This window comes from Bradyrhizobium sp. USDA 4341 (assembly GCF_054063755.1).
Map to the genome: position 1 here is coordinate 3,212,559 of NZ_JBSSGO010000002.1, position 25,657 is coordinate 3,238,215.

Annotated in this window: 29 protein-coding genes; 3 read left to right on the top strand and 26 right to left on the bottom strand. The window is 62.8% G+C overall.

Annotated elements, in window-relative coordinates; genetic code table 11:
• The first annotated feature begins 110 nt into the window (after positions 1-110).
• A complete protein-coding gene (locus tag ACVIGB_RS21185) occupies positions 111-704 on the top strand; it encodes a pPIWI-associating nuclease domain-containing protein (RefSeq protein ID WP_456721177.1) in 594 nt (197 codons plus the stop codon).
• The gene (locus ACVIGB_RS21190; protein WP_456721176.1) at positions 608-934 is read left to right on the top strand and encodes a pPIWI-associating nuclease domain-containing protein; all 327 of its coding nucleotides are present in this window, start codon (positions 608-610) and stop codon (positions 932-934) included. The genes ACVIGB_RS21185 and ACVIGB_RS21190 overlap by 97 nt, the downstream gene beginning before the upstream one ends.
• Positions 935-987: 53 nt before the next feature.
• Here ACVIGB_RS21190 and ACVIGB_RS21195 read toward each other — a convergent pair whose 3' ends face one another.
• The 8 genes from ACVIGB_RS21195 to ACVIGB_RS21230 all read right to left on the bottom strand — a co-directional run bounded on the left by ACVIGB_RS21195 (position 988) and on the right by ACVIGB_RS21230 (position 6,791).
• Positions 988-1,710, bottom strand: coding sequence for a DUF6602 domain-containing protein (locus tag ACVIGB_RS21195; RefSeq protein ID WP_456721175.1), 723 nt, complete (start codon positions 1,708-1,710; stop codon positions 988-990).
• Positions 1,711-1,722: 12 nt separating this feature from the next.
• Positions 1,723-2,625 (bottom strand): CBASS oligonucleotide cyclase, encoded by a 903-nt coding sequence (locus ACVIGB_RS21200; RefSeq protein ID WP_456721174.1) that lies wholly within the window; start codon positions 2,623-2,625, stop codon positions 1,723-1,725.
• Positions 2,622-3,122 carry an HORMA domain containing protein gene (locus ACVIGB_RS21205; RefSeq protein WP_456721173.1) on the bottom strand — a complete coding sequence of 167 codons (501 nt, stop codon included), beginning with the start codon at positions 3,120-3,122 and terminating at the stop codon, positions 2,622-2,624. The genes ACVIGB_RS21200 and ACVIGB_RS21205 overlap by 4 nt, the downstream gene beginning before the upstream one ends.
• Positions 3,119-3,595, bottom strand: coding sequence for a hypothetical protein (locus tag ACVIGB_RS21210; RefSeq protein WP_456721172.1), 477 nt, complete (start codon positions 3,593-3,595; stop codon positions 3,119-3,121). Before ACVIGB_RS21210 ends, ACVIGB_RS21205 begins: the two co-directional genes overlap by 4 nt.
• Positions 3,592-4,500: an AAA family ATPase gene (locus ACVIGB_RS21215; protein WP_456721171.1), complete on the bottom strand. Its 909-nt coding sequence runs from the start codon at positions 4,498-4,500 to the stop codon at positions 3,592-3,594. Before ACVIGB_RS21215 ends, ACVIGB_RS21210 begins: the two co-directional genes overlap by 4 nt.
• A 54-nt stretch (positions 4,501-4,554) precedes the next feature.
• Positions 4,555-5,115 carry a hypothetical protein gene (locus ACVIGB_RS21220; RefSeq protein WP_456721170.1) on the bottom strand — a complete coding sequence of 187 codons (561 nt, stop codon included), beginning with the start codon at positions 5,113-5,115 and terminating at the stop codon, positions 4,555-4,557.
• Positions 5,116-5,137: 22 nt separating this feature from the next.
• The gene (locus ACVIGB_RS21225; RefSeq protein WP_456749205.1) at positions 5,138-6,040 is read right to left on the bottom strand and encodes a hypothetical protein; all 903 of its coding nucleotides are present in this window, start codon (positions 6,038-6,040) and stop codon (positions 5,138-5,140) included.
• A 541-nt stretch (positions 6,041-6,581) separates the two neighbouring features.
• Entirely contained in the window at positions 6,582-6,791 is a 210-nt protein-coding gene (locus tag ACVIGB_RS21230) for a helix-turn-helix domain-containing protein (protein WP_456721167.1), read from the bottom strand.
• Between the two features lie 67 nt (positions 6,792-6,858).
• Here ACVIGB_RS21230 and ACVIGB_RS21235 point away from each other — a divergent pair, with 67 nt between their 5' ends.
• Positions 6,859-7,248: a hypothetical protein gene (locus ACVIGB_RS21235; protein WP_456721166.1), complete on the top strand. Its 390-nt coding sequence runs from the start codon at positions 6,859-6,861 to the stop codon at positions 7,246-7,248.
• Between the two features lie 10 nt (positions 7,249-7,258).
• Here ACVIGB_RS21235 and ACVIGB_RS21240 read toward each other — a convergent pair whose 3' ends face one another.
• The 18 genes from ACVIGB_RS21240 to ACVIGB_RS21325 form a co-directional block, all read right to left on the bottom strand.
• Entirely contained in the window at positions 7,259-7,492 is a 234-nt protein-coding gene (locus tag ACVIGB_RS21240) for a hypothetical protein (RefSeq protein ID WP_456721165.1), read from the bottom strand.
• 657 nt (positions 7,493-8,149) lie between these two features.
• On the bottom strand, positions 8,150-8,440 hold the full coding sequence (locus ACVIGB_RS21245) for a DUF736 domain-containing protein (RefSeq protein WP_456725112.1): 291 nt from the start codon (positions 8,438-8,440) through the stop codon (positions 8,150-8,152).
• Between the two features lie 640 nt (positions 8,441-9,080).
• Positions 9,081-9,392, bottom strand: coding sequence for a DUF736 domain-containing protein (locus ACVIGB_RS21250; RefSeq protein ID WP_456721164.1), 312 nt, complete (start codon positions 9,390-9,392; stop codon positions 9,081-9,083).
• A gap of 719 nt (positions 9,393-10,111) precedes the next feature.
• Positions 10,112-12,118 carry a ParB/RepB/Spo0J family partition protein gene (locus ACVIGB_RS21255; RefSeq protein WP_456725111.1) on the bottom strand — a complete coding sequence of 669 codons (2,007 nt, stop codon included), beginning with the start codon at positions 12,116-12,118 and terminating at the stop codon, positions 10,112-10,114.
• Positions 12,119-12,875: 757 nt separating this feature from the next.
• Complete coding sequence (locus ACVIGB_RS21260) at positions 12,876-13,304, bottom strand: hypothetical protein (protein WP_456721163.1); 429 nt, start codon at positions 13,302-13,304, stop codon at positions 12,876-12,878.
• Positions 13,304-13,747 carry a nuclear transport factor 2 family protein gene (locus tag ACVIGB_RS21265; protein ID WP_456721162.1) on the bottom strand — a complete coding sequence of 148 codons (444 nt, stop codon included), beginning with the start codon at positions 13,745-13,747 and terminating at the stop codon, positions 13,304-13,306. The genes ACVIGB_RS21260 and ACVIGB_RS21265 overlap by 1 nt, the downstream gene beginning before the upstream one ends.
• Positions 13,748-13,787: 40 nt before the next feature.
• Complete coding sequence (locus ACVIGB_RS21270) at positions 13,788-14,525, bottom strand: alpha/beta fold hydrolase (RefSeq protein ID WP_456721161.1); 738 nt, start codon at positions 14,523-14,525, stop codon at positions 13,788-13,790.
• A gap of 85 nt (positions 14,526-14,610) precedes the next feature.
• Positions 14,611-15,609, bottom strand: coding sequence for a SphA family protein (locus ACVIGB_RS21275; RefSeq protein WP_456721160.1), 999 nt, complete (start codon positions 15,607-15,609; stop codon positions 14,611-14,613).
• 148 nt (positions 15,610-15,757) lie between these two features.
• Positions 15,758-16,756 carry an AraC family transcriptional regulator gene (locus ACVIGB_RS21280; RefSeq protein WP_456749206.1) on the bottom strand — a complete coding sequence of 333 codons (999 nt, stop codon included), beginning with the start codon at positions 16,754-16,756 and terminating at the stop codon, positions 15,758-15,760.
• Between the two features lie 253 nt (positions 16,757-17,009).
• Positions 17,010-18,338, bottom strand: a complete 1,329-nt coding sequence (locus ACVIGB_RS21285) for an amidase family protein (RefSeq protein WP_456721158.1) — start codon at positions 18,336-18,338, stop codon at positions 17,010-17,012.
• A 29-nt stretch (positions 18,339-18,367) separates the two neighbouring features.
• Complete coding sequence (locus ACVIGB_RS21290; RefSeq protein WP_456725110.1) at positions 18,368-19,051, bottom strand: DUF2848 domain-containing protein; 684 nt, start codon at positions 19,049-19,051, stop codon at positions 18,368-18,370.
• Complete coding sequence (locus ACVIGB_RS21295) at positions 19,035-19,727, bottom strand: ABC transporter ATP-binding protein (protein ID WP_456725109.1); 693 nt, start codon at positions 19,725-19,727, stop codon at positions 19,035-19,037. Before ACVIGB_RS21295 ends, ACVIGB_RS21290 begins: the two co-directional genes overlap by 17 nt.
• Complete coding sequence (locus ACVIGB_RS21300; RefSeq protein ID WP_456721157.1) at positions 19,727-20,473, bottom strand: ABC transporter ATP-binding protein; 747 nt, start codon at positions 20,471-20,473, stop codon at positions 19,727-19,729. Before ACVIGB_RS21300 ends, ACVIGB_RS21295 begins: the two co-directional genes overlap by 1 nt.
• Positions 20,470-21,393, bottom strand: a complete 924-nt coding sequence (locus tag ACVIGB_RS21305; RefSeq protein ID WP_456721156.1) for a branched-chain amino acid ABC transporter permease — start codon at positions 21,391-21,393, stop codon at positions 20,470-20,472. The genes ACVIGB_RS21300 and ACVIGB_RS21305 overlap by 4 nt, the downstream gene beginning before the upstream one ends.
• Positions 21,393-22,292 (bottom strand): branched-chain amino acid ABC transporter permease, encoded by a 900-nt coding sequence (locus ACVIGB_RS21310; RefSeq protein ID WP_342724664.1) that lies wholly within the window; start codon positions 22,290-22,292, stop codon positions 21,393-21,395. Before ACVIGB_RS21310 ends, ACVIGB_RS21305 begins: the two co-directional genes overlap by 1 nt.
• 46 nt (positions 22,293-22,338) lie before the next feature.
• Complete coding sequence (locus ACVIGB_RS21315) at positions 22,339-23,604, bottom strand: ABC transporter substrate-binding protein (RefSeq protein WP_456721155.1); 1,266 nt, start codon at positions 23,602-23,604, stop codon at positions 22,339-22,341.
• Positions 23,605-23,788: 184 nt separating this feature from the next.
• The gene (locus tag ACVIGB_RS21320; protein ID WP_342724666.1) at positions 23,789-24,169 is read right to left on the bottom strand and encodes a cupin; all 381 of its coding nucleotides are present in this window, start codon (positions 24,167-24,169) and stop codon (positions 23,789-23,791) included.
• Between the two features lie 17 nt (positions 24,170-24,186).
• Positions 24,187-25,656 (bottom strand): 4-hydroxyphenylacetate 3-hydroxylase family protein, encoded by a 1,470-nt coding sequence (locus tag ACVIGB_RS21325; RefSeq protein ID WP_456721154.1) that lies wholly within the window; start codon positions 25,654-25,656, stop codon positions 24,187-24,189.
• Between the last annotated feature and the right edge of the window lies 1 nt (position 25,657).

Below are 25,657 nucleotides of genomic sequence, written 5' to 3' on the forward strand. Positions count from 1 at the left end.
ACGAGCGCGCCGGCCCGGCGCCGAACCTCGCTGACAAATTGCTCGCCAAGCGTTAGTGAAGGCGCGGGTTGCACGCTTGAAAACTTCCACCAATGCGACAGGGGGCGGCAATGCCGGATCAGGAACTCGTCGAAAGAGTACGGAAGCGTTTGCCCGACGACTTCTCTGTTCGTCAGCTAGACGGAGCGCTCAAGGTACTGACGCAAGAAGACAACCCTGCAAGGGCCAACCAGTCCGCAAGCTCATTTCGGGAGCTGACAGCTCATGTGTTAGAAACCATGGCGCCGACTGCTGACGTCATGCGGTGCCCATGGTTCAAGCAGGACAAGAACGTTGAAGGACCTACGCGGCGGCAGCGCGCTCTGTACACTTGCCGAGGTGGCCTGACGGATGACTTTCTCAAGACCAGACTTGGCATAAAGCCAAGCGAGCTTCACGCGGGATTGGGGGATGCCTTCCAGGAACTCAACAAGCGTACTCACGTCAGGCCCGACACGGAATTGAAATCCGAACAGGAGATTGATGAGTTTGCCGACGGGGCTCTCGTCGCCCTCGATGATCTCTTCGTGACGATCGACGAGATAAAGGAAAAGGTCGTTTCCGCGCTGTGCAGAGAGTTGAACGACGAAGCGACCGGAGCCTTCATCAATCAAACGATAGACGAATTGGCAATTATCTCGGGAAGTCCACCGAGGGCGTACTGATAGACGAGGCGGAAGTCGTCTCTCTGGCCGCAGATGCGATCCGATATCGGTTTACTGGATCGGTCAACGTAAGCTTGATGGCGAGAGGCAAGCGAGACAGCGTGGAGTTCAACGAAAGCTTCCCCTTCGAGTGCACGACGTTTGCCGCCGCAAGCACGCCGGCCGCTTTCGATTCCGATCACACAGAGATCAAGGTCGACACGACTTCTTGGACTAGCGAGGACGAGTAAAGATTGATCTGCGCAGTGGCAAATCAAGAAACGGGATGGAGCGCTTATATCTCCTAGGACAGCCAGCGGGCGTAGGCCTGAATGTCGATCATGGGCACCGTGCCGCTGAACTGAAGCGTGGAGATCAGGTTGAACAGGAAGGCGGTCGCCGGTCGCCCCTCCTTGGTGAAGGAGTATTTCTTGGCGGATGGGTCAAACGCGAAGTGTCCGTGCGCGGCGACGCAGCCCATTTCCAGGCGCTCCAGCTCATCCGTTACCGCGAGCGCGCGCTCTAGCGGCGCACCGAAGGGAGGGCTCCAGTCACTCTCGAAGGTGAGCAAGCCGCCGAGGATCGGGATGAGGGGCTTGGCAGGGTAGGTCCCGCCGGCGTGCGGGATCGGCAGGCTGGTGCGGTGAAGGCGCCGCACCGAAGCGACCTTCTTCTGCGCGTATTCCACCATCGTCGCATTGATCGCCTGCTTGGCTTCGAAGGCCGCGTAGACGCTCTCGGCCGGGACGATGGTCTGGCCCTGATACTTGAAGATGAACGGCGAATACTGCCGGTCGAACACCACGACGTCGATCTGGTCGCTGAAGTTGCCGTGGCTGTCGACAATGTGCGCCGAGGCGGCCTGATAGCGCTGCGGCAGGTAGTCCTGCAGCATCTCCAGCCAGACCTTTTCGCTGGCGTCGCCTTTGGTCCCGGGATGGGCAAAGGATTTGCGCGCGATTGCAAGTTTCTGCTGGATGTCCTCGTGCAGCCCGGACAGCAGCACGGAAAGCGACCACTCGGTCATGATGAACCCTCCTTACGAAAGCGGAAACTTGGGGCCGAACAGCGCGCGCCATGCCTTCAGTGCCTCACCGTTCTGGCCCCGGCGCGCGAGGTTGATGGCGATGCTGGCATCGCGGCTGGCCTGGCGCAAAAGGTCGCGCGCGCGGGTCTTGCGCGCGGTGTCCATGCCGTTGCTGATCGACGGCCCGAGGCCGGCGGGGTCCGGCCACTCGTCGAAGATGCGGTCGGCAAGGGTGGAGAACAGCGCCTGCAGCTCGTAGTCGAAGCGGCCCTGCCAACCGCCATGAAGGCACTGCAGCGCCATCACTTCGATCAGGAACGAGGGCTTCACCGGCTTGTCGGTGCCATGGCGGGGATTGTTGTTCCAATACTTCACCATGCGCACCAGGCCCTTCCATTCATTGGAGAAGGCTTGGTGCGCCGTGACCGCCTTCTGCGCGTGGATGTCGGGATTTGTCTTGATCCACGTGCCGGTGTCGGTGTCGGGAATTTCATAATCGTCCCCGGACGCGAACGCGGGAACGGTGTCGACGCTGACGACGCGATAATCGGTGTTGTCCTCGGCGTCGACCACAACGCCAAAATCGATATTGATCGAGCGGCTCTGCTTGCGAACGGCACTCTTGCCGTATTTTTCGACCAGCGCATCGTAGAAGGCGTCGATCACCACGGAGGGCGCCTTGTTGCGGTAGTGCCGCTCGCGCTCCTTCAGCACGAAGAAGATATCGATGTCCTTGAGTGGCTTGGTCTTGGTGTGACGCGCATAGGAGCCGGTCAGGAAGCTGCGCTCGACCGCGAATTTCGTCTGCAGATATTCGCGCACCTCGGTGTGGCGCTGGCTCGCGTTTTTCTGCTCGCGGTCGTTGAGCTCGAGCCGGCTCTTGAACTTGCGGAAGGCTTCGTCGAGGCTGATCATCCGGCTTTCCTCCAGTACGCGGCGCTGCCGCCCAGTCCGTTGTGCTCGATGGTGGAACCGAGGCTGTGCCGCACGAAACCTGCCGTCGAACGCAACGAGGTGTCGCTCCAGCCCGCCACGTGGGGCCGGCCGTCCGCCGTGTCGACGACGATGCGGTAGCTGGCCTCGCTGGGCCAAAGCCCGGCTTTGAGGATCGCGTATTTGATCTGGTCGGTGTCGGTCCAGAAACTGCCGTCGCCCGACGCGCCGTAGGCGATGTCGATGTCCCAGCGGCCGACGAGGCCGTCGGTCGCCGGGTTGTACACCTCCAGCGTGACGGACCTGAGATGCTGGGTGGTGAGCCACGTGGTCAGGCCGCTCATCAGCACCGTCCAGTCGCTGACGAGCTTGGAGGGATCGAGCCCGCTCAGCCGGATGATATCCTTCAGGCTCTTGAGGACGTTGTCTGCCACGTAGGTGACCGAGTGCGTGTAGGAATAGACGCCAACGCTCGTCATGATCCCATGAATCCTTTCTGGTCGAAGACCAACACGGCGGTGACCGCGGCATTGCCGCTGTCGCTCTTCTCGGCGCCATCGCCCAGCGCGCGCGCCGTGACGCGCTCGGAGTGCTTCTTCAGCGCGCCCTGCACCCAGCCGAGATCGTCGGGCAAGCACGGCAACGAGACGCGCCAGTCGCCGCTGAGCGGGTCGAAGCCGAGCCCGTCCTCGTTCGCGTCCGACCCTTCAATCGCGTCATCGTCGTAGACGCAGTAAATCCGCGTCCGCGGGCCGTCGCAGGTCACCACGATGGCATCGCTCTTGGGCGCATGGTCGGCGATCACGCTGGCGGCTACGCCCGAGACCGCGAGCAGTTCGTTGCGCGCAGCCGTGTTCTTGCCCTGCGTGAGCAAATCGACGATCGCGGTCCACGTCGCCATCGCCTCGCGGCCGGGAGTGCTGATGAATGTCCGGCTGGCAACGGTCGTCATGCTCTCTTCTCCACATTCAACCGGCTGGCCGTCGCCGCCTTGGCGGCGGCGAGCAGCTTGTCCGAGGTCAAGGTGTTCGGGTCCATCGCGATGTCGCGCGTGCTCGCCAAGGCATTGGCCACCATCTTGCGGATGGCGCGGCCATCGAGCCCGACCGAAGCCGATGCCCAGCGCGCGAGGTCGGCGGATTTCGCCAGCTTTCCGATGGCCGGATAGGTTTGCGCCAGGCCATTGAGGCAATCCGACAGGATCGCGGCGCAGGCCTCGGCGTCCGGCAACGGGACGTGCACGACCAGGTCGCAGCGCGAGGTGAAGGCCGCATCGACCGCCTTCGGGAAGTTGCTGGTCGCGACGAACAGCAAGTGCGGGTTCTGCTCGGCGAGTACGTCGAGCTGGACCAGAACCGCATCCGTCGCGCGGTGGACGTCGACGGGGTTCGCATCCAGGCTCAGCTTGTTGCGGTCGGCCGCGAGGGTCTCGACTTCATCGAGCAGGACGATGGTCGGCCCCCGCGCGGCCGCTTCGGTGATCGACTGCGCGAACAGGTCGGACACGGCGCGTTGCGTCTTGCCCATGGCGGCGCTGGTGAGCGAATGCGGCTCCACCTCCAGCAGCTGGAATTTTCCGTTCTGGAACGACTGCGCCGTGCGGTGGGCGAGGCCGCGCGCAAGGGAAGTCTTGCCGGTGCCGGGCGGCCCGACCAGCATGATGACGCCGTGCAGCGGCAGGACGCTGCGGTCGACCTTGCCGCGGATGCTGAAGTTCAACATCGCCTGCGAGAGCAACTGGTCCTTCACCGTTCCGGCCAGGATGATGGAATCCCAGAGGCGGCCCAGCGACGGGTCGGGCAGCGGTCGGATGCGCTGGATGCCTTTGGGCCGGTTGAAGTCGGGATGGGCGGTCATGATCTGCTCCTCATTCTCATTCAGTGAAGCCACTTAACCAGGGTGTAAAAATTTTTAGCCGATGCGTTGGTAGACGAACTCGACGCCGCCGCTCTCGGCGACAGCTTCCCGCCGAAGCAGGAAACCTTGCTCCCACAGTTGCTTGAATTTCATGCTGGCGTTGTTGATCGAGATACCCCTGCTCTGTGCGAACTCGGAGGCGCGGCACTCGGGCCGGCCCATCGCAAACGAGAAAGCCTCACGCGTCCCTTCGCTGGGCACGGCGCCAATCAGGTCGGCAGAGCGATCATGCCATACGAGCATCGGCTGCTCTTTCTTCTCCGCCGCGGCGCCCAGATTCTCGATCAGGTCCTGATCGCTGAGATCGACAAGGCAGAAGCCCTTTCGCGTACGGAAGCGGCGGGCCAGCTCAACGACGGTCTCGGACGAAAAGGAAATGTCGAGCCGGTTCACGCCTTTCATGGACACCTTGAAGACCAGGACGCCAGGGCTGTCTTCGACGAACCGGAGCATGCGCTGATACACCTCGCGCCCTTGGTCACGACCCCAGCCCTCCGCTTTGTCCATAACGTTGCGCAACTGCAGCACCCGCACTCCCTGGTTCATTGGCTTCATTTAACCAGATTCGGCCCTGGGTTCAAGACCCCAGTCCGAAGATGAACGCGATATGGGTTCCCCACATGAGCGGCAACCCTTCGTAGCAGTGGGCCGTATTGGGAAGGTAACTGCCCTGCGCCGGGGTCAAGAGAACCCGTTGCTGCGGGAGCCGCACATCAAGGTGCGCATTGAACTTGATGGCCTTGCTGGCGCAGCCCTTGAGCCCGCAGCCGCGATCCGTCCCGTGACGCGACACGCCCTGCTTGAAGATTTCGACCAGCAGGTCCGTATCCGACAGGTTGTGCAGGCGAGGGAATTCGGATTGGAGAGAGGGCCTTAGGGTGTCCATGATTCCAATGCCGCTGTCCGAGACCGCCACCGAAAGCCGGTTGCCGCCAGAATACACCTGCAGCGCCGCATAGCCATCGAGCGCGGTGCGGCTGTGGGAGAATATGTTGTCGATAAGTTCGGCGAAAATCGTCCAGGCCGCCCCCTCCAACGCCGAAGCGTCCGTGCGATCGCCGCAGGAGCGCATCAAGGCGTTGGTCAGGCGGGTGGGCAGATCCTCATCGCGCGCATCCTTGTTGATGCGGGCAATCTCGACGAGGGCGGAGTTCCCGCCGCGATGATATTCGGCCGCGGAATAGACCGGCCAGCCCTGAACGATTTCCACGTCAGCTGCGAGGTGATCGAAAAATCCCATGCGGTTGAGATACCCCATGGTGCCGGCGTCGCCTTCCTGAAAGTCGAGAAGCACCGTGCGCGTGGTCGATGCCAGCTGATTGATGAGCGAGAGTAGGCGCGTCGCCGCATCGACCATGATCTTGCAGCCGACAGGAAATTCAAAGATGACCTGATAGGTGCCAGCATCGTGCGGGCCGCAGGAGCTCAGCAGCGCGCGCTCGAACCTGGTGATGTCGATCCATTGTGGCGGGAAACGCACGGTACACTGCACGCCGAACCTCAAGCGATTCACAAAGGGTAGGTAATATAAGGTGAGTCGCCCGGCTCCGAACGCCCCCAAACGCGGATTTTCACCTTGAGATTGTCGCCGCGGGTGGCGATGTCGTCCGCGTTCGCGCCCGCGCTTTCTCGCTGCTTAGACGCCGATTTCCGCTGGCGCGATTGCCGCGCCAATGGCAAATTCCCACGATCACGGTGCTCCACCGTGGTGCTCCACCGCAAAAATCCGGCGGTTCGAGAAAAGCCTGTTTTTGAAGGACTTCTGCGCTGTCAAAAAGAGATGGCGGAGAGGGAGGGATTCGCTCCCCCGTTAAGCTAGATGCCCACCGCTCATTAGAGAGGTCCGCGGCGCCCGAGCGAACCATCGCCCTAAATCGGCCCGCCGGCTCCCGATACCTAACTGCGGTCAACATACCTCTACAACAGTTTGAGACGGCTCCTGGTGAGGCTTGGGCCATAGTGAGCATTGCTCGCCTGGCGATCGGCACGGCGCCCTAGGCACCGCTAGCCCTTCCGCCGCGCTACCCCTTCAATAGCTCGCTGACCTCCACACCCAGAGCCTTCGCCAGCTTTGCCAACATCGTGACCGATGCGCTGTAGACACCTGTCTCCAGCTGGCTGATGTAGCTGCGATCGACTTTCGCCTGAAACGAAAGCTCTTCCTGGCTGAACTTTCTCTCGTGGCGGAGACGCCTCAAGTTCCGAGCAACAATCTGCTTCATCTCGTCCATCGACGGCGAGATGCTTCTTGTTGAGTAAACTCATCAATTGAGTATACTCAACAAAGAGGAGAAGCTTGTGCCTGTTGATCTCGAACCATTCATTGAACTCCCAGGGCACGATTGTGCCGGGCACGCATACCGCTTCGGCTACCGATGCAAGGAGACACGCGTCCCCGCCGCTATTGTTGAAATCGCAGCTACGACAGTAGCTCAATTCGTTCCATTGCAAGTTTCCGCTCGAATGACGATCGACGGGAAGATCGTCGTCCACGCTCAACTACCAAACGTCGATCACGGCACGCCTAGTTGCGCATCCGAGGCGGTTTCCCTCGTAGAGTTGGTTGAAGCAGCTCTCAGCGTCGACAACCTCCGCATGGAGGAGGCCAGCCGGCGCGAACTCCGCACCTTCCTCCGTGCGCTCGAGATTTCTATCCAGCAGGTAAGGGTTGCGCTCGCGGCGATGTAGCTCGATGGCGTCATGGCATCAGACTTGAGACCGAGCAGCCAAGATCACTCGCCTTGATGCGCACAATACGGACGTTGATCACACCCTGGCGTAGTCCCTTGACTTTCCCCCGCCCGGCAAGCACCGCACGTTGCGCGTATCCACGACTAATCCGGTCGCCTGTAAAGCTCGACGCGCGATCCGAACTGGCGTTACCTTTTCCGCCGCCCGGCACGCGCACCGATTCCCTTCCTGCCTTTGGCATTCTCTGTCCGGCCAAGCTTGACTTCGAATTTGTCGTCGACGCCACGGATGACACGGGCTCCTGGCTTAAGAAGCACGCGGATATGTGACGCGAATGAACCGCCGCCAAGTCGCAGACGCAATTGACGAATGACAGCATTGCCTTAGATCCCTAGTGGCGACACCGCCGCCTACGGTATCACCAACTCTTGGATGTGCAGACAACGGCTTACGCGGTCGCTGGCGCCAGTGCTTTTATCTTGCTATCACGCCCACTGCTCATTGCTACTCGCTAACCCTTCCTCATCTTGCCGAGACCGCATCTGCTGATCCACGAGGCACTCGAAAAAATCGGCCGCTCGGCGCGTGTCCAAGCCATCAATTCTAGCCTCTCTGCGGTCCATAGTTGACGCGAATTCCATCGGCGATGGAGCGATTTTCTTCATCGGAACGAAGAGAAAAAGCCATCGAACGACCTTCAGTTCCAGGCAAGACTCCGCTCTGTGCGAGGGCGTTTTTCGATCGTAATGGGATATCTCGCAGGCTGTTCAGCCGCGCTCGCTCTTCTACGTGCGCTCAGTTGGGGGGCGCTGTCACATCAGTCGGCGACGTTCAAAACCTGACTTCCAGAACGCAAGAAAGGGCTCCCGCGCGATGCGCGGGAGCCCTTTCTTTTGACCTAGTCGACAGGATTCCAGATCAGGAAGAAGCTACCGTCTCCGTCTAAGCCAATCGTTCGACCAAGGTTGGCGCAGAGCCTGCGGCCTCCGAGGCCAGGTGCTGCGAGTGACAGGCTGACGTAGTCAGTTCCGCGGCACTCGCCGGTCAAAATGCGACCGGATCCGACCTCAATCCCTTGGGTGAAGATGCGGAAGTCCGGTGAGATATCGTCGGACTTATCGCGGTTGGGCACGATGTCGATGTCGGCGCAGAGGGGCAGAAATTTGAGCTGGCCCCCTGAAGCCGCCAGGGCCGATGCCCTGCGATGGCGAGACCGTCATGGCGGCCGGCCCACATCCGAACCCTTGGGGCGAAGCGCAGCGGCGCACCCGAGCCCGCTCCTTTTTTGCAGCGAAGCGGCCGCGAGGAGCCGGCTTGCCGGCGGAGAAAAAAGGAAGCGTGCGAGGGTTTTGGATGGGGGACGGTTGCCATAGGTCGTGGCGCCATAAGCAGGGAATCGTCCTCTTCGGAGGAAGGAGACAGGCCTTGCCGCAGAGCGTTATTCACCCGCGCAAACGGCGCTTGGGCCACGCTTCGAAATATGCGTTGCCTCTCGGGTCACTCGCGATTCAGTGCCGATTATCTCGCCGGGAAAGCGGCTCAGTTTCGCACCCGGGGCGTGGCCATGGTGCTGGCTATCGAGTCGAATTGTCCGGCGTCAGTCGGCCGCATGAATGGCGATTGAGCTCACGAACCGCCTAGAGAGGACGCTCTCAAGAGCTCGATAAATTCGCAACCCCGCGCATCAATTCGGCCTTGGAATGCCCAGCAAATCCGCAGGTGCGCGCCTCCCTCTTGATGGAGAAAATGCTCTTCTGCCTTCCTTCAACGCGGCGTAAGCAACGCAAAATGCCCCGCCTCCGAGGAGGCGGGGCCGATGATCCCCGGCTTCAGTCGCCGCTGCGGCGCGACCAGATCAGGCTGAATCCCTCATCGCCTTCGACCTTCACCAGCGAGGCGTAGATCGGGGCCGGGAAGCTCGGATCGTCGAGCTTGACCGAGAGGTATTCGCGCTCGCTGTCGCGGGCGGTCTTCTTCCAGGCGGCGCCGAATTCGGTCGCGCCTGCGAAGATGCGGTAGTCGGGAGCCTTGTCGTTGTCCTTCTCGGATGCGACGAGCTTTGCCTTGATGTTGAGCGTCAGTGTCTTGATCGAGCCGGCGTAGCCGGTGTCGGAAGCGGTGAAAGTGCCGATGGTCGCCATGGTGATCTCCGTCTGTTTTTGCTCGGGCCGCGCCCATCGCAGCCTCGATGGCGATCCCTTGCCCGGGGAGCGATCGGCCCGCAGCCACGAGGCCCGCAGCGCCAGCGGAGGACGGCGAAAGCCTGCTTTTTTGTCTTCCCGCGAGGAATGCCGCCGCTTGGCGGCAGGGGAAAAAAGCAGGCGCAGCCGTTGCGGGAAGGCGATCGAGGCTCTTGCCGCCCCTCGGGCTTGATCAGCCCAATCGTGACTGCGTTGAACGCGTGCCCACAACGGAACTGACGGAGATTTCCGTGGCGACGGCCCCTGGCGCAGCATCAGACAGCGGCTGGATCGGTCGAAAAAGAGCCGATGTCCGCGCATCACTCGCAGCGAGGACGCAGCCGGATCAACGTAAGGGAGCCAGCCACATCTGCGCGCAACGAACCCACGGCACCGCCAGAATTGTCCGCCCGAATGCGTTCTCGACAGGCGCCGTCAAGACACGATCCGAGCTTCCTCGCACCGATCTATGCCTCGCTGGTCAGGATCGAAGGCATCGCGATACGGCCACCCTGGCTGCAGCAACCGGCGGAGATCGGGACGGGTCGTGCCCTCGATCGGAGAAAGGGTTTGCGTGGAAAGTCGCCACTTAGCATCAATGGAATTGGCCGCGCGCCGTCAGGTGCGCGGCCGAAAATTTTGACCCCGCCGGGGCCGCCCGCGCGGCCCCGGCGCCGGTTTCACTCCGCAGCTTCCGCTTGAGGTTCACCGCCCTGCGCCTCGCTTTGCACGTCAGTCTGCCCCTGCGGCGCGGTCGTCCGCAGCAGCGACGGCAGCCAGTCCGTCGCCGCCAACAGCTGCTCTGCGGCCTGCGCCATGTCGGCCTTCTTCATGTCTGACATCCGCTCGGCCGCCTCCCCGCCGACGCCTTCGCGGACGGCCTTCAGGATGCCCGCCTTGGTGACGCGGCCGAGATAACTGCGCGCTGTCGGGCGCCAGTAGGAGGTCATGTCGAGGGCCACGGCCTCGGCCAAACGGCGGGCCGCAGCCAAGGCGCGCGGCCTCCGGTCAAATGGCAATTTGACCGCGTTGACCGTCAGGGAGACGCAATGCGCGAACAACGCCATGCGGCTGTCGTGGTCGAGTTCGGCCACGAAATCCCACAGCCCGCTCGGGTCCCGGGGCATCTGCCTCGCCCAATTGGCATGGCGATCCGACCACGCCTTGCCTGCCGGCGTGTCCTCGATCCCGTCCGCGTGTGCAGCGAGATCGGTCTTCACCGGCTGGATGCCGACGACATGCGCCGCCGCGCCGAGATAGAAGATCTGGGCGACGAGCGCATGGGTGACCGCCACGATGGCGACGTCAGGCTGCTCACTCAAATTGAGACGCAGCCCCAAGGTTCGGTGCGCAGTAAGGTCGCGAACAAGAGCGTCGGACAGCGGCTGGTCCTCCTCCTCCTCGTCGCTCGCGCTCTCGTCGTCTTCGCCATCCGGCCCGGCTTCCTCGCCTCCCCGGTCGTCCTCATTCCGCGCCTCGGCGTCGCTTTCCGGCCCGGTTTCAGCCTCGGATTTCTCGTCTCCGGGACGAATAAAGCCGCGTTCGATGCGGACCGTGCCGTCGTGATTGAGGACCACGAAAGCACCGCCGCGCGCGACGTCGGCGGGATCGTAGACCTGCCGTTTTGCTTCCAGCCGCTCGATTTCGGCTTCCAGTTCGCCAAACCGCACGTCCACGTCGTCAGGCAATTCCTCCGCCGTCTGGTGCTGCTCGGTCAGCCGGTCGAACTCGGTCTGAACAGACTGCAGGGCGGCCTGATCTTCCGCCGAAAGCTCAACTGCATGCGGGTAGACGCGGCGCATGCCGTGGGCATGCGGGAAGTCGAGATGGGCTTCCGTCCACCGCCATCCCTCGGCCGCCCGCAGGGTATCCGCCTCGCGGCCAAGCCGTGCCGTCACCAGCAGATCGAGCAGCGCCACGTCCTCCAGATAGCCGCCGCGATCCTCGGTGAAGAGGTCCCGCAGCATCGTGCCGCCCGCCTCCGTATAGGCCTCAAGGCCGACAAAGCGCGCGCGGCGATCCGTGGCCGCGACATGGGCTTCGGTGAGCAGGCGACGGATCGTAGAGGCATCCCGGTCATGAGACAGCCGATCATAGACCGCTGCCTGCCGGGCATGATCATCGACAATGGCAAAGGCCATCAGCTGCTCGAGGGTCAGATCGCCGTCGCGATAGAGCTGCACCAATTTGGGCGAAACCGCGCCCAACCGCAGGCGCTGCCGCACCACATGCGCCGTGACACCGAAGCGGGCCGCGATCTCCTCCGCACCGAGGCCGCGCTCGTCCGCGAGCTTCCTGAACGCCTCGAACTGGTCGGCCGGATGCATGCTTTCCCGGGTGACATTCTCGTCCAGGCTGATCTCGTGCGGGTCGTTCGCGGTATCGACGATGCAGCGGATCGGCTCGCTCTTCCTGATCTCCTTGCGCTTTACCCGCAGCAGCTGGGCCAGCCGCCTGCCCTCGCCGATGGTCACGCAAAAGAACCCGGTGGCAGCTCCTTCGCCATCGACCTCCGGCTCGACGACCAGATTCTGCAGGATGTCCTTGGCCGCGATGCTCGCCGCCAAGGCCTCGATCGCCGCCTCGCTGTGCGGCGTCTTGCGTGCATTGTTCGGGGACTTCTTGAGCTTGCTGAGCGGAATGCGAACCTCTGTTCCGCTCGGTATTCCAACTGATTTGGCCGACATGATCATTCTTCCTTTTGCTTCCATGGGTGCAAGGCGCACTCCGCGCCTGCGCCCCTGCCCGTCGGCGAGACCGGGGGTAGCAAGTGCCAGGGCGACCCGGGCGGAGGGGGCTCGCCCGCCCGAACAGGGCCGCTTCGCGAGAAGCGGGTCTGCACAAGCGCGTGCCAATTCGTCCAAGGTCGGCAAATGAGCGAAGCGCGGAAGACCGGGGAGACCGCGCGGGTCGGCGCCGGCGCCAGCCGGCGCTTTACCCTGGCGCGCGCGAGGGGCGGAGCCCCGTAGCTCTCGATGATGAGAACGCTGAGCAACTCGGAAGAATTCAAATTAAGCCGCAGGTGACAAGATCAAAAAGGCAGCCGCCGACAGGGCAGTGATAGCGACGCGGGCATGCAATGACGGCGGGGCACTCGGGCGAGTGCCTCCGGTGAGCGACACATTATAATATCTGTCTGCGCAAGGGATCGCAGCCGCATGGCCGAGACGCCATGCGGCTCGGTCCACAAGAGCCTGGTGCGGCGATCGCCGCACGCGCCTGGACAAGAAACACGACGACCCGTTTGACGAAACTGGACCTCGTTGCGGGCCATTGCCGTCGCGCGACTGAGCTGCGCGTTGAAAAGCTTTTCTTCAGCTCTCTCGCACCTCGCCTGATGCCTTCTCGAGGTCGCAACTCAGTCTTCAGTCGTTATCCCGTATGAACGCACAAAGCCCAGCGCGCGGATGTTCTCCCATCCACGCTCGAGCATCTCCCGCGTCTTCATTTTGAGCTTGGAGTCACAAGAGCGATGTTGCGCTCGTCGTCATAGCTGAAGCGCAAGTCGAACGGAATTTCCAGCATGCCCCCGCTTAGGCTCACGAGCTCGTCGCGGAAAATCCGCGAATCCGTCAAGCGAGGTTGACGCACGATTGGCGCGAAATCCCCCTTCCATCCATAAGCGCTTTTCCATCTGTAAGCCCCCTGCTCCTCCAGCCGGTCCCAAATCGATAGGCTCCTCACAAGGAAAGCCTGGTCACAAAGGATTTGGAGACCTGTCCGAACTTTCGCGATCTCGCGACGGGCAACAACGTCACAATCCATCGCTGCCCGGCAAAAGCGGATCGTCGCGGCTCCCTGCATGCTCCCTGCATCAGCCTGAATAGCGTCGCGCGATCGACGATCCGCTGAGCAAGGCTCCAGATGCCCCATCACTTGCTCTTGGCGACCGGCGCTACGACCGGCTTGGCGTCACCGAACATCGCCGGATCGATCGTCAACTGAAAGCGCTTGAAGCGCCAGCCTTCCACCGTTCGCTTTACGATGCAATCGCCGCCCGCGGTGGCGATCGCGACCGGCCCGATCGCGATGTTCATCTTGGTGATGTAGAAGCGATAGCGTGCCCCCTCCTCGTGAGCATCGACGACGTGGTTGGTGAGGAAATGCCGCACGCCGTCTTCCTTGCCAGCGGCGATGTGTTTGGTGATGAATTCCTTCACCGCGGCGGGGCCGACGAACTCGCCGTAGGGGGCGACGAAGACGCCGTCGTCGGCAAAGCCGGAGGCGAACCCACCGGCGTCCTCGCTGTCGAGCCCGATATAGGTCCGCGCGGTGAGTTCCTGGATGTCGATCTTGTCTTCGGTCGTGATGGTCATCGATAGTCTCCCTTGGGTTTCAGTTTTTGAATGAATGGACTCAGGCGGACGCCATGTGCCGCAGCAGCAATGCGTTGAAGGGCTCACCAACCTTCTGGACCGCGTGACCCGCACCTTGCAGGCAGTGGCATTCGACGTTGAACAGGTCGGCGAGCCGCCCGCTGATGCCATCGAAGGCCTCGCTCCAGCCGCCGGTGACGACGAGCTTCGGGAAGCGCGCGTCGGCGACAGCACCGACCGGCACATCGACGCTCCAGGGACGCTCGGTGACGAGGACACCGGCCGCGGCGTTAACTGGCGGGGGAAGCGGATCGGGCATCGGCATGTTCATCTCGAGCGCCGCCAGGAAGCCGGTCACGAAGGCGTGGCGTTTCGCCCGATCGGCGGTGGCCCAATGCTTGCGCATCGCCTCCGCCACCCGGCGCACCGCCGGCAGATCGGATGCCAGTGCAAAGGCGGGCGGCTCTATCACCGTGAGCGAATGCACGAGGTCGGGACGCCGGCCCGCGGCGTTCATCGCAACGATCCCTCCCATCGACGTGCCGACCAGATGCGCACCGTCGCCGAGCAACTCGATGACGTCAGCCGCGTCGCGCAGGACATCCACCGCATCGATTGGTGCGGTGTCGCCGTAGCCGCGGCGGGTCATGACTGCAAGGGCGAAGGTGTCGGCCAGCGGTTTCTGCTCCCCGAATGCGGCGGCGCCGACGCCAAGGCTGCCGTGGACAAGGACGATCCGATCCCCTCCACCACCCCAATTTTCAACTGCATAGGACATCAATGGTCTCCAATTTTCGATGGCTTGATGTGCAGTCGCACGCCCACGCAGCGCTATGTCGAGCGTTGCGCCGACGCGAATGCTGCTATTTGCGAAACGATGTCCGCGTCGGCGCGGCGGCCGGAGCATCGGGCGCCCACAGCCGGTAGCTCAGATTGGCGAACACCGTGAGACCGCGTGAGACGGCCGCGCTGTCGATGCCGGGCACCGCTGTCCCTCCGGAAACGTTGGCCGACAGCTCGTGCGTCACCCACACGCTTAACGCGGCGGGACCGAAATTGTATCCAACCAGCGCGCCGGCGGCCCAGATGTCGTAACGCTTGAGGTTGACCGCTCCGCCATAGAACGCGCTGGACTTGTCGTCGCTCACCTGTCCGACGTAGTAGCCGACCGGACCGAATGTCCAGTTGCCGATGGTTTTGGTCGCGGTGAATTCGGCATGGAGCACGTTGCCGCTGGTGTAGCCGGTCACCGAGCTAGCGGTGTTGATTTCCTCGAACATGTTGGCGGTGAGATTCCAGCCGTCCTTGAAATAGGAGACGACGAGGTTCGGCTGGAAGGTCCACCAGGGCGCGCCGACATTTCCGAGCCCGTTCGGGCCCGACGTGGTGCCAGTCGGCATCCACATGCCGAAGCCCGCCTTGACGAACACACCTCTGTCGCCGAGCTTCCAGCTCAGCTCCGCCGGCGCCAGGAACGTATTGTGCATGCCGAGCGGATTGACGTTCAGCGGCGAGCCGACGTCGAGCATCATGAACGGTTGCACGATCACCGCATCGTAGGTTGCGCCGAACACCGTCCATCCGGGCACCCAGAGCAGTCCTGCGGCTCCGGCCGCGATGTGAACGTCGGTCTTGCCGCCGCCTGCGGCGGTGGGCGCGCCCGGACCGACGATCGATCCCGAATAGGCCACCGCCTGGTCGAACATGTAAAGGCCGGCCGGCGGCGTGATCGCGGCATTTCCGAGCACAAGGCCCGGCTTCTGCGCCGAGCCGATATAGCCAGCCTCGAACGCAGAGACCTGCGTGCAAGCCATCGCCAGACCGAACGTCAATCCTGTGGTAAATATCCGTGTAGAAAACATGTCCCCTCCGATCCAAAGCCTCCTGCTCTCGTCACCGGATGGCGGCGGCAGGTTTCGTTAGCCGGACTGTTGGACAGAGGGCGACGCGGCGCTATCGCGTGCGCGAAGACGATTATCGGAATCGCGAAATTTTCGTGGATGCGCGGCGCTACGAGCGACGCTTTGCCAGCACGGCGGACGGCTTCTCGCCGAACCGCTCCTTGAAACGCATCGAGAAATCGCCAAGGTGGAAGAAGCCGCATTGCAGCGCGACGTCGGTTACCGCGACGCTGCCGGGTTCAGATGACAACAGAATGGCGTGCACCCGGTCGAGCCGTTGCGCGCGCAGCCACCGGCTCGGCGACGTCCCGAGATCGCGCTGGAACCCGGCCTGGAGGCTGCGCAGGCTGAGCCCGCAGTGCCGAGCGACCTGCCCCAGGCTGACCGCATCGGCGATGTGCTCGCGCATATAGTCCATCGCCTTGCGCACCTGCGCCGACGGGGCTGCCCCGTTCGCCGCAGCAATCGCGGCGCTGAAATTGTTCGGCTGCGCCATCAGCAGCGATTCGATGATCAGTTCCTCGAGCCGCACCAACATCGTCGGATGCGCCAGCGCGTCGCTGAACATCGACAGGCTGGCGGCGGCCTCGAGCAGCTTGTGCCAGAACGCCGGGACGCCGCGCAGCGCGAGATCGAAATGAACCGGCATCGCCTTGTCGAGGCCGAGCAGGTTCGCGCAAACGACCTCCACCCGCCGGCGGTCCAGCCGCAGCAAGATCTGGTCGAAGGCACCTTCGATGTCGAGTCGAAATTCCCGGTATGGCCCTACGATCGTGCCGTGCCCCGGTGTCACGTCGGCGGCCGCCGAACCGTAGCGAAACTGCGCACTGCCCTGCACCGGCAGCGTGACGAGGAAATTCCCCTCCTCCGACAATTCGGGCACCACGGTGACATCGCCCCCATAGCGCAGCCGGCTGAGCGAAATCGGCCCTATTGGCAGATGATGCAAGCGCGCGGCGAGCTTCGCGCCCCGCCCTCGCATGGTCAGGTCGTGCGGCCGCAGCATCCTGCTGCATCCGTCGACGACTTCGTCAAGGTCACCGCTTGCAAGAACCAGGTGCTTCGCGTCGAACAGACGATCTGCGATGAACGAGGTCGATACAGTCATCACTGCTCCTCTCCAATCGTCGGCGACACCGCGACACCGCAACCATAGCGCAATCGGCTGATCGACGCACGACATCACGGCTGCCAGCAGTGTGTTCTGCCGCATCGCAAAGCCCGCTATCGGGCCGCCGCATCAGAAGCGCCTTGCTTCGGCGCCCATCGCCTTGTGTCGACAATCGGCAAGCTGCCGTTTCACATGCACTTTTGCACAATCCCCTCACTCGAGCGGATCTGGCGCCCCTTTCGCGAAAGTCCTAAACGGCATGCGAATGGCCTCGCAGCATCGTTTCCACACTGGTCGCGATCTCCAGCAAGCGCCGGTCGGCGTTCCTGCGGCCGATCAGCATCAGGCCCACGGGCAGGCCGTCAACCGGCAACGGCATCGAGATCGACGGACAATCGAGCATGTTGGCGACGCGGGGATTGCGAAGCACCAGTCCGTTGAATTTATGGAACGCGCTATCCTCCTCGAGCGCCGACAGAAGCGGCGCACGAATTGGCGTCGTTGGTAGAATGAAGACCTCATCATTGCTGAAGGATTGCTCAAAAGCCCGGATTGCGGCGTGCCGGAGCCGCACCATGCGCACATAATCGACGGCGAGGATGCCGGCACCCGCTTCGATGCGAACCCGCGTTTTCGGATCGATCCCATCCAGGTGCGATAGCCCGAGACTGCGCAGCGTAGCGCCGACCTCGATCGACGGAAAAGTGCCGATCCTGTCGATCTCTGCAACGCGATCGAGAGCAGGTTCGATCGATCCGTCCTCGATCTGCAGACCACAAGATCGAAGCCGCTCCAGGGCGTTCTCAAACGCGTCAAGTACTTCCGGCTCGCAGCCGTCGAACAAGCGACCGCGAGCGACAGTGAGACGAAAGGTGTAGGGGGAGGCGGCCTGCGGCCGCGAGACCACGTCGCCACCCGACAGCACCTGATCGGCAGCGAAACAGTCCGCGACGCTCGAGGCAATCGGCCCAATGGTATCGAGGCTCGACGACAGCGAGAATGCGCCGGCGGTCGGCACGAACCCACTCGTCGGCTTGAAGCCGGTTGCGCCCGACAGTGCCGCCGGAATTCGGATCGACCCTCCCGTGTCGCTGCCAATGGCGATTTCCGCCATGCCATCGATGACCGAGACGACAGCCCCCGACGATGATCCCCCCGGGGCGCGGCGGCGGTCCCGGGGATTGCCCGGCACCCCATCGTTCGGGTTGGTTCCCAGCGCGGAAAAGGCAAACTCGGTCATCTGGGTCTTGCCGATGATCACGGCTCCGGCCGCCCGCAAGCGCTTCACGACCAGGGCGTCTTCGGCGGCAGGGGACAAGGCGCGCAATACGGCGGACCCCGAGCTCGTCACGGCGCCGGCGACGTCGAAAAGTGCCTTGACCGAGACGATGCGACCATCGAGCGGACCGCGCCTGGTCCCCGCCACGGCTCGCCGATCGGCAGCTTCAGCCTCGCACCGGGCGCTCTCCGCAAACAAAGCGGTGAAAGTATTCTCCGCATCGGATGAGTTCGCGAGCGCGAGGGCGACCTCCAACCTTGCCGCTGCGGTGGGTTGGGATTGATCGGATGCTGAGGTCATTCGTCGAAGCTCCTCACCGGAGGTGGCGGTCAAGAGATAACCGGCAGGACGTCAATATCGTAGCCGTGGGTCAGGGAGCGTTTCAGAACCGGATCGCTCAGCTCCATCTCGAAGCGCGCCCCCGGGCGAATTCCGCCGATCGCACCCGGCGTCCCGCAGAACATCAAGGTCCCGGCAGGGAGTAGATCGGCGTTCGCGTAGCGACGAATGAGATCGCGCGGTGTTCTTAGCGACGAGACAGGACTTTCCTGATACAGCACCCGCTTGCCATCGATCGTCACCCAGGAACGAAGGACCAATTCATCCCAGTGCGGTTCGACATCAGCGTAGCTCCAGAGCTGCAGGCCGATCGGCTTGCCGCAAAGCTGCTTCGAAAGTGCGATCCCTGTAGCTTCCGCCTTGCGATCGGTATGGTCGGATCCGATTCCGATCCAAAGTCCATCGGCCATCGCGACCACGACGGGCTCGACCTCACCGGAACTGTCCGAACCGAGTACCGTCAAGCGATTCGCCTGCGTCAGTGTCCGAGCCGCAACACGGTAGTAAAGCGGCGTCGTCGACGGGCGCGGGATTCCGAGCGCGGCAAGCTCCTCGATATGGTGCTCGATCGCCGCCGCGTCCCTGCCCGCCCAACCCGCGATCACGAGCGATTCGATTTCGACGCCGATATGATCGGCTCGATCCTTCGCGATGCGGTCAAACTTCATGAACATGGGCTTTGTCATCCTTGGTAGTTGGAACAAGAATCTCGCCGCGCTCGATCTGCAGTGTGCAATCGGCAACGCGGTCGAGCAGAACCGGCGAGGATTCCGTGATCAGCAAGGCGAGTTCGGGCCGGTGCTTGCGCAGCTCGCCGAGCGTCCGCGCATATTCGAGCGCGAGGGCCGGCGCCAGGCCCTGGAAGGGTTCATCGAGCAACAGGACCTTGCGCGCCACCGTCAACGCACGGCCCAGCGCAACCATCTTGCCCTGCCCGCCGGAAACACCGCCCGCAGGCCTCGACCGCATCACATGCAGTTCTGGCAGGAGCATGTAGATTTCGTCCAGCCTACGACCGATTTCCGCCTTGTCGAGGTTGAGTGCCAGGGCCGGAAGGCGGATGTTCTCCTCCACGCTCAGCTCCGGTATCAGTCGGCGATCTTCCGGGGCATATCCTATACCGGCCCGGGCGCGGGTGTAGGCCGGCATGCTGCCGAGATCGTCGGAATCGAGGCGGATCGAGCCTTCGTCGTGCGGGATGAGCCCCATGATCGCGCGAAGCGCCGTTGTCTTGCCGGCGCCATTGCGGCCAATCAACACCGTCGTCTTTCGCGCGACGATGTCGCAGCTGACCTTGCGTAGCACACGCACGCCTTCGATCGAGACGCTGACCTTGTCGACACAGAGCATCATGCCACTCCCACAACGCGCTCGCGCACCAGCGCATTGCTGAACACCTCGTCGGGCCGTCCTTCGGCCATGATGTTGCCGGCGTTCCAGACCAGCACGCGGCTCGCATAGCGAGCGACCACGTCCATGTCGTGCTCGACGAACAGCGCCGTAATCCGACGCTGGCGCAGCGCGCCCATCAGTGCCTCCATCAGCGGAAAGCGCTCGATCGCGCTGACACCGCTCGTCGGCTCGTCGAGCAGCAGGAGCCGCGGCTTGAGCGCAAGCGCGACCGCGATGTCGAGCAGCTTGCGATGCCCCTCGGGCAGCGTGCTGCTGATTCGTTCACTGTCGCCGGCGAGCCCGACAAGGTCGAGTAGCGCTTCGGCCTCCTCGCGCCGGCTTGCGATCTCGAGCGGACGCATCACATTCCACAGGCCGTCCTTGGCAGCAAGCGCCAGCATCATATTGTCGATCACACGTTGCGCGGAGAACAACTGCGGGATCTGGAAGGCACGCGCCATGCCGCGCCGCGCGATCGCTCGCGGCGACATTCGGGTGATGGCCTGCCCGTCAAGTCGTACGCTGCCCGATCGCGGGCGAATGTATCCGGTGCAAATGTTCAGCAACGTCGTCTTGCCCGAACCGTTTGGACCGATGATGGCGAGAAACTCGCCGTCGTAAATTGAGATGCTGACGCCGTCGGCGGCCTTGACCCCGTTGAAGGCGACGTGAAGCTCTTCGGCCTCAAGGATCGGACGCGTCATAGGCTCGACGCCTCCTTGCGCGAGAACAGCCCGTAGAACCCTCGCGGCATGAACATGATCACCACGATCAAGGCCGCTCCGACGATCATGTTCCAGGCATCAGTCACGGTAACGGCCGCGCTGTGCAGCAACTCCAGGAACAGCGCACCGAGAAACGCACCGGGCACGCCGCCGATGCCGCCGAGCACGGCGACCAGCACAAGATGGCCTGACGCGGTCCAGAACGCGAAGTCGGGCACCACCCGGCCGATCGCAAAGCCGGCAATCGCGCCGCCGAGCCCGGCCAACGCCGCCGAGATGACATAGGCGATCAGGAGCACGGCCCACACTGGAATTCCCAGATATTCAAGCCGGATCTCATTGGTGTGGACCGCCGAAAGTGCTTGCCCCAGCGGGCTGTTCAAATAGCGCTGCACGGCAAGCCCCACCAACACCATCAGCCCCAGGCTGAGATAGAACAAGATGCTCTTGAAGACAGGCTCGGCGACCACGACCCCGAAGATCGCGGGAATCGGTACCGCCATGCCGTCGGTGCCGCCAGTAACGCCGTAGAGCTTGGCGCACAGCGCGTAGAACACCATCGAGACGGCGAGGTTCAGCATTGCAAAGAAGATCGCGCGATAGCGCACCAGGAACGATCCGGCGACGACGCCGACCAGCGCTGCAGACAGCACCGAGAGGATCAGCAGCACGCCGAAATCGTTGATCCCGGCCCGCGCCAGGAACGCAACACTATAGGCGCTGGCGGCAAAGAACATCGCATGGCCGATCGAGATCAACCCAGCGCGCAGCAACACGGCCACGCCAAGTGCGGCAAAGCCCTTGGCGACGGCCAGAGTCAGCACGAATTGCAGCCAGGGCGCAAACAGCGGAAGTGCGGCGAGAACGAGAACTGCGGCGGCGGCAGGGATGATACGCATCAGATCCTCCGCGCCGTGACTGAGCCGAACAGGCCGTAGGGACGGATCAGCAGCACCGCCAGCATCGCCGCATAGGGCGCGACCGCATCCAGCGACGGTGCCAGATAGATCGCAAGCACGCGCGCCACGCCGACGATCAGTGAGGCAACCGCGGCGCCTTCGATCTGCCCGAGGCCGCCGATCGCCGCCACCGCAAAAGCGAGCACCATGGTGTCCGCGCCGAGCCCTGGCGCGATTCCGGAGGTCGGGGTCGCCAGCGCCCCGCCCAGCGCCGCCAGGAACACGCCGAGCGAGAACGCGAGGATGAAGATCCGGTTGGTGTCGATGCCGATCGCCTGCGCCATCTCGCGGTCGGTCACGACAGCGGTGATCAGCCGCCCGAGCCTTGTGTGATTGATCAGGAGCCGCAGTCCGATCACGACGAGCAACGCTAGTCCGATCAGCAATATCTGGTAGTTGAGATAGACGACCCCGCCGATTTTCGACGTGCCGAGCAGCCGCGTCGGCGTATCCTCGTAGAAGGATTGTACGCCGAAGATCATGCGCTGCAGATCCTCAAGGATCAGGAATATCCCGAAGGTGATCAATATCTGCACCGCCTCCGACTTGCCGTAAGTCCAGCGGATCAGGCTACGCTCAATCAGCGGGCCGAAGATCGCGGCGACGAACACGGCGCTGAACAGCAGCGCAACGAACGACAAATACGGGTTGAGCTGCTTGCTTGCGATGAACAGGCAAGCCGACGCGGCAGCATAGCCACCGATCGAATAGAGGCTGCCATGGGCGACGTTGAGCACGCGGAGCACGCTGAACACCAGCGTGAGGCCGACCGCCGCGAAGAAGATCAACGCAGCGCTGGCCAAACTGTCCAACAGCAAGGGGATGATTGTATTCGACATCGGGCTTGCGCTTTCTGAGGCGAAGACAAGTGACGCGGACGGCCGTCTATTTGTAGCTTCCAGGCTTTGACAGCGTCTTCGCGAACTCCGGCTTCAGCGTTGAAACCCACGCAATCGGATCCTGTCCCGGCGCCGGCATCAGGCTGTCGCCCTTGTAACGCGCCATCTCGCCGATCAGCGGAAAGGAACGACCTTCGGTCTTCATTGTGACGCCGACGATCTGGTCGACAAGACCATCATTGTCCGCGCGGGTCTTTGTGGTGCCGGTCAGGGTCGCCACGCTGCTCCCCTTCATCGCCTCGGCGATTTCCGCCCGCGTTGGCCACTTGCCGCCGTTCTTCTGCATCGCGGCCTGATAGGCGGCTTTCACATAGATCAAGGCGTTGGCCATCTTGATCGACGGGAAAACCGGATACTCGCCAAAGCGCTGCTTGTAAGCCGCCGCGAACTTCGTGGTCTCAACATTGGCCTTGGCGTCGGGTGACATCCACCAACCGTCGCCGAGCACGCCAACGATCACGCCGTCGGGTAGCGGAACGCGCTGCAACACGGTCTCGCCGAGCGCCAGGACCACCTGGCTGGACGAGAACAGCCCGCGCGGTGTGGCCTGACGCACGAAATTCTCGAGGTCGGCTCCCCATAGATTCGAGAAGACGACATCAGGATGTGCCGTGGTGAGGCGGGAGATCTCGGTCTGGTAGTTCGGCGAGCCGAGCTTGGGATAGAGCTCGGCAACGACCTCGATGTCAGGCTTCAACGCCTTGAGCGCCGCCTTGAAGATTGTCGCCGCGTCGTGGCCGAAAGCGTAGTCTGGATTAATGATTGCGACCGTTTTGACGTCGGGCTTGCGCTCGAGCAGGTAGGCCGCATAGGCGACAAACTCCGGCACGGTGTTGCCGTTGGGCCGGAACATGTACTTGCTCTTCCCGTCGAGCAGGAGCTGATGGGTGTCGCAGTTCCAGCCGACGGTCGGGACCTCCAGCTGTTCGGCAATTGGAGCGAGCGCAAGGCAGTTCGCGCTGGACAGTGCGGCCACCATCACCTGGTTCCTGGCCTCGCCAGCAAGACGACGGTACTCGGCAATAACGCCCTGAGCACCCTGCGCCTCATCGACATAGATCGCACTCACCGGCACGCCCCCGATACCGCCCTTGGCGTTGATCTCATCGATCATCAGGTCGGCCGCATTCTTGCCGGGCATGCCGTAAGCGGCGGCTGGCCCCGACGTGAAGGTGAAGATGCCGAGCCCGAGAGAACTCGGCTTCTCCTGCGCCGCGGCGGGCGTTGCCGCAGCGATACTGATCGCGAGCACTGCCGCGAGACCATCAGCTTTCGACTGAAGGAATGTTGGCTGAGGCCGGCAGCACGAGCTTGAGAAAAGCGAACCCCATGACCAACGCCAAGATGCAATCGTAGAAAGCGCGTTCTTAAGCTTCATGATTTTCCCCGAGATAGATGAGATCCGCTGCCTACTCAAACCGTGTGCGAGCGAGACGTCACACCGGATCGAAGTAGTGGATCTCCATCAGCAGGCAGCCGTTGACGGACTTGAACGGTCCGTGCGCCGCGTGCGGCGGACGGCAGGCATAGGTGTTCGGCGGAAAGCTCTTGCCGCCTTCGCCCTTCGCGTCGTTGCCGACGATCAGGTCGCCCGAGACCAGATAAACCTCCTCCCAATACTCGTGGGAAAACGGCGCTGTCGTGTAGACGCCCGGTGCGAAGCGAAGCAGCCGCGTGCGCGTGCCTCGCCGATTCTCCTCGTCGAGCCCACCTGAGAGAATCTTCTGCTGGATGCCAGCCGGATAGCCTGCCGGCACTTCCCAGCCGGTGTTCATGTCAAGCGTGTAGAATTCGTCATGCTTCTTGTTGACGGGCATTGGATGTTCTCCCTGGTTCAGGCGGCTTTGCTGGTGCACGAGACGCCGTTGAGGTCGTAGGAATCGAGCATGCCCTGGACCAGCCGGTCGGCGCCGGCCCAGTCATAGGTGCGATAGGAATGGCCTTTGGTGACGAAGGTCGCGCCGGCGTAGAACATCTCGTACTGTTGATGGCGCGAGCCGAACTCGGAGCCCACGGCATCCCAGGCGAGCTTGTAGAACTTCACACGGTCGTGCGAATTGGCCTTCGGAGACTGCTGGGTCTTGCTGATCAACGCCGCGATCTCCGGATTCTCGAAATCTGCAACCGACGATGGCAGCATGATCATGCCGCCGCCGGCGAGCTCGCGCAGCGTGTTGACGATATGCGCGTAGAGTTGCTGGGTCAGCACCTGCGCGGAGTAGAGCGTATGTCGGTCAGGGATGAAATAAGGCCCGGCCTGCGAACCTTTCGCTTCCATCGCCGCCACAAGCGCGTCTACCATTCCGGTCTCGGCCGCAAGCTGGCCCAGCATCTCGCGCACCTGCGGAAACTGAGTGACGCCGTTCATCTCGGCCGTTCGGTGCGCTAGGCCGCTCAGGAACTTGAGCTTCACGCTCAGGCGCACCATCGCCTGGTAATTCTGGTAGACGTGGCACGGCGTTGCGTGGAACTGCTTCTGGCACATCTCGACATTGCCCTCGACGAAGACGCGGTCCCACGGCACCTTCACGTCGTCGAAATAGAGAACCGAGTCGTTCTCGTCGAAGCGGCTGGACAACGGATTGTCGAACACTGCGCCCGCGGCATCCTCGTAGGATTTGCGGGAGAGCATCTTGAGCCCCTTGCTGTTCATCGGGATAGCGAAGGACATCGCGTAGCGCTCTTCGCCCGGACGCATGGGCTGGATGGTGGTGACGAAAACCTCGTCGGCAACGACGCCGCCGGTCGCCAGCATCTTGGCGCCGCGGATGGTGATCCCCTCGGCGTCGCGATCGACGACGCCTGCGGTCAGGAACGGATCGGCTTGCTCCGCGGCGCCCTTCGAGCGGTCGGCCTGGGGATTGATGATGACGTAGGTGAGATAGAGATCTTTGTCGCGCGCGTAGCGGTAATAGCTTTCCAGCGCGCCGGCGCGCGCCGGATCATACGCCTTGAAAACGTCGAGCCCCATGTAAAGCCCGGAGATGCAGGACGCGACGTGGTCCGGCGCGCGGCCCATGAAGCCTGCATGCAAGCCGGCCCAAGCCTCCAGCGCCTTGCGCCGCTCCACAAGTTCGGCGTAGGACGCCGGAAGCTGCCAGATACGGTTGGCACGACCGGCGCCGGTGTCGAACGTCATGAGCTCAGCATTCTCGGGAGCGCTCGCGAACTCGAACAAGCCCGCCATAGAGCTCGCAAGATTGCGGAAAGCACGATGTGTGGTCACATCGCCGACCGAGGTGCCATTGATGTAGATGGTGCGGCCGTCCTTCAGGCCCGACAGATATTCCTTCGCACTGCGCATC

Coding starts and splice junctions, on each gene's coding strand:
- ACVIGB_RS21265 (WP_456721162.1), bottom strand. CDS start 13,747: ATGACCATCACGACCGAAGACAAGATCGACATCCAGGAACTCACCGCG.
- ACVIGB_RS21240 (WP_456721165.1), bottom strand. CDS start 7,492: ATGCCAAAGGCAGGAAGGGAATCGGTGCGCGTGCCGGGCGGCGGAAAA.
- ACVIGB_RS21210 (WP_456721172.1), bottom strand. CDS start 3,595: ATGACGACCGTTGCCAGCCGGACATTCATCAGCACTCCCGGCCGCGAG.
- ACVIGB_RS21320 (WP_342724666.1), bottom strand. CDS start 24,169: ATGCCCGTCAACAAGAAGCATGACGAATTCTACACGCTTGACATGAAC.
- ACVIGB_RS21250 (WP_456721164.1), bottom strand. CDS start 9,392: ATGGCGACCATCGGCACTTTCACCGCTTCCGACACCGGCTACGCCGGC.
- ACVIGB_RS21215 (WP_456721171.1), bottom strand. CDS start 4,500: ATGACCGCCCATCCCGACTTCAACCGGCCCAAAGGCATCCAGCGCATC.
- ACVIGB_RS21310 (WP_342724664.1), bottom strand. CDS start 22,292: ATGTCGAATACAATCATCCCCTTGCTGTTGGACAGTTTGGCCAGCGCT.
- ACVIGB_RS21220 (WP_456721170.1), bottom strand. CDS start 5,115: ATGAAGCCAATGAACCAGGGAGTGCGGGTGCTGCAGTTGCGCAACGTT.
- ACVIGB_RS21290 (WP_456725110.1), bottom strand. CDS start 19,051: ATGTTCATGAAGTTTGACCGCATCGCGAAGGATCGAGCCGATCATATC.
- ACVIGB_RS21185 (WP_456721177.1), top strand. CDS start 111: ATGCCGGATCAGGAACTCGTCGAAAGAGTACGGAAGCGTTTGCCCGAC.
- ACVIGB_RS21305 (WP_456721156.1), bottom strand. CDS start 21,393: ATGCGTATCATCCCTGCCGCCGCCGCAGTTCTCGTTCTCGCCGCACTT.
- ACVIGB_RS21300 (WP_456721157.1), bottom strand. CDS start 20,473: ATGACGCGTCCGATCCTTGAGGCCGAAGAGCTTCACGTCGCCTTCAAC.
- ACVIGB_RS21205 (WP_456721173.1), bottom strand. CDS start 3,122: ATGACGAGCGTTGGCGTCTATTCCTACACGCACTCGGTCACCTACGTG.
- ACVIGB_RS21270 (WP_456721161.1), bottom strand. CDS start 14,525: ATGTCCTATGCAGTTGAAAATTGGGGTGGTGGAGGGGATCGGATCGTC.
- ACVIGB_RS21285 (WP_456721158.1), bottom strand. CDS start 18,338: ATGACCTCAGCATCCGATCAATCCCAACCCACCGCAGCGGCAAGGTTG.
- ACVIGB_RS21230 (WP_456721167.1), bottom strand. CDS start 6,791: ATGGACGAGATGAAGCAGATTGTTGCTCGGAACTTGAGGCGTCTCCGC.
- ACVIGB_RS21260 (WP_456721163.1), bottom strand. CDS start 13,304: ATGGGGCATCTGGAGCCTTGCTCAGCGGATCGTCGATCGCGCGACGCT.
- ACVIGB_RS21280 (WP_456749206.1), bottom strand. CDS start 16,756: ATGACTGTATCGACCTCGTTCATCGCAGATCGTCTGTTCGACGCGAAG.
- ACVIGB_RS21195 (WP_456721175.1), bottom strand. CDS start 1,710: ATGACCGAGTGGTCGCTTTCCGTGCTGCTGTCCGGGCTGCACGAGGAC.
- ACVIGB_RS21255 (WP_456725111.1), bottom strand. CDS start 12,118: ATGTCGGCCAAATCAGTTGGAATACCGAGCGGAACAGAGGTTCGCATT.
- ACVIGB_RS21295 (WP_456725109.1), bottom strand. CDS start 19,727: ATGCTCTGTGTCGACAAGGTCAGCGTCTCGATCGAAGGCGTGCGTGTG.
- ACVIGB_RS21325 (WP_456721154.1), bottom strand. CDS start 25,656: ATGCGCAGTGCGAAGGAATATCTGTCGGGCCTGAAGGACGGCCGCACC.
- ACVIGB_RS21200 (WP_456721174.1), bottom strand. CDS start 2,625: ATGATCAGCCTCGACGAAGCCTTCCGCAAGTTCAAGAGCCGGCTCGAG.
- ACVIGB_RS21275 (WP_456721160.1), bottom strand. CDS start 15,609: ATGTTTTCTACACGGATATTTACCACAGGATTGACGTTCGGTCTGGCG.